This window comes from Streptomyces sp. 8L (assembly GCF_020176795.1).
GTDB lineage: Bacteria > Actinomycetota > Actinomycetes > Streptomycetales > Streptomycetaceae > Streptomyces.
Genome location: NZ_JAIUKE010000811.1, coordinates 1 through 2296, shown reverse-complemented (window position 1 = coordinate 2296; position 2296 = coordinate 1). Strand labels below are relative to the sequence as shown.

Genomic DNA, 2296 nt, shown 5'->3' with positions numbered 1-2296 from the left:
ACACGGGGCCGGCCCCACCAGAGGGAAGGGGGTCACCGACGGGTTTACGGGTCCCCGGATTCCACAGCCTCACCGTGCCGTCGTCGTTGCCGGTGGCGAGGAGAGACCCATCACGACTAAACGCCACCCCCACCACGGGGCCGGCCCCACCAGAGGGAAGGGGGTCACCGACGGGTTTACGGGTCCCCGGATTCCACAGCCTCACCGTGCCGTCGTCGTGGGCGGTGGCGAGGAGAGACCCATCACGACTAAACGCCACCCCCACCACGGGGCCGGCCCCACCAGAGGGAAGGGGGTCACCGACGGGTTTACGGGTCCCCGGATTCCACAGCCTCACCGTGCCGTCGTCGTTGCCGGTGGCGAGGAGAGACCCGTCACGACTAAACGCCACCCCCAACACGGGGCCGGCCCCACTAGAGGGAAGGGGGCCACCGACGGGTTTACGGGTCACCGGATTCCACAGCCTCACCGTGCCGTCTTCGTGGGCGGCGGCGAGGAGAGACCCTACAGGACTAAACGCCACCTCGTGCACGGGGCCGGCCCCACCAGAGGGAAGGGGGCCACCGACGGGTTTACGGGTCACCGGATTCCACAGCCTCACCGTGCCGTCGTCGTTGCCGGTGGCGAGGAGAGACCCGTCAGGACTGAACGCCACCCCGTACACCGGGTCTGTGGACGCGGGCAGCATGCCGTTTCGCTGCTGCTCGGTCAAAAGCTGAACCATGACATCGTCTGCTTGCTTGGTCGGGGAAGCATGCCAGGCCGCTGCGGCGAGGCGGCGGGCGGTGACGGGGTCGGTGGCCTTGATGCTGAGGCTTTCCGCGGCGAGCTGGCGGGAAAGCGCAACGGCATGCTGCCGGGAGGCATCAGCGGCGTTTCGATAGGCAAAGACGGCGAAGACGGTGGCGATGGCGGTCACCATGACGAGGCTGACGATACCTGCGTGGCGCAGGTAGGTGCCGCGGCGTGCTGTGCGGTGTGCGGCCTGGAGGAACTCGGTCGCGTCGGAGGTGGGTTGCGGATAGCGCTCCGTGTCGGCTTTCCACCGGTCGACGGCCGTGCGGGCCTCGGCGAGCTGGTCGGCCGAATACAGGTAGCCCCCGTTCCTGCCGTGATCGAGCCAGAGGGCGGTATCACCCAGCAGCCGACTGTGCAGACTCCGATCGAGACGATCACCCTCCAGCCACACGGTGAGCTGATGCCAGGAAGTCAAGAGCACATCATGCGCAATCTCGACACCGCTACCGTCGGTGACCAGGAGCCGGCGTGCCGCGAACGCGCTGATCACCGCATCCACCTCCGCCCGGTCCGCGGCACAAGCCGCGTGGAGTTGCCCGATAGCCAGACGGCGGCGGGCCAGACGCCCGTCCGGGAACACGACCGTCAGCAGCGTGAACACCGAACCCGCGATCGACTGCCCCTCCAAGGACAGTCCGTCATACAGAGCCTGCGCACTGCGGTTGACCGCATCGGTACTCCCCCCACCACGCCGGTAGGCCCGCAAGTCCAACCCCCCACCAGGCTCGCGGTGCTCCCACGCGGCATACATGGCCTGGGAGACCAGCGGCAACACCCCCACACCGAAACCCTCGACAGCCGGATCCTTGGAACGCACCTCGGCCACCACCGCATCAACAACCGCCTCCTCGACGACAATCCCCGCCTCAGCCGCCGGACCGGTAACCGCAGCCCGCAACTCCCCCTCATTCATCGGCGTGATCGCGAACACCTCGGCATCAACCGCCTCCGCCAACAGCGGAAACCGCAACGCCTGATCCAGGAAATCACCCCGCACCGCCGCCACCAGCATCACCACCGGCGCCCCACCACACACCGCCGGAAGCGTCACCGCCCGCAACGCCGTGAAAAACGCCGCCCGTTCCTCCCGACCCCGTTCACTTTCCTGAGCAAGAGTGAACAACTCCTCCAACTGATCAACCACCAACACCAACCGCGGCACCGGCCCACCCCCACCCACAGCCGACCCCACATCACGATTCACACCCGCACCCGCACCCGCACCAGAATTCGCGTCCGCGTCAAAAATCGCACCCGCACCCGCATCAGGACGCGCGTCCATACCCGCAGCAGGCCCCGTACTCGGGTCGATACGAGCCGCGCGTAACACCTGCTCGACCAACCCCGGTGCCTTCCCCGGAGCCTCCCACAGCGAGCGATACACCGACACCACGTCCACCCCCGCCAACGCGGCAAGCCCATGAGCCAACTCCCACAACGGCCGCCCCGTAGGAGTCATATTCAACACCGGCCACCGCCCCGACCCCGGACCCAACCC

At 67.6% G+C, this 2296-nt stretch carries 1 protein-coding gene; it reads right to left on the bottom strand.

What is annotated here, in order from left to right; genetic code table 11:
- A partial coding sequence (locus LCE31_RS39005; RefSeq protein WP_374118712.1) for a WD40 repeat domain-containing protein occupies positions 1-2257 on the bottom strand: 2257 nt, incomplete at its 3' end.
- Positions 2258-2296 lie beyond the last annotated feature (39 nt).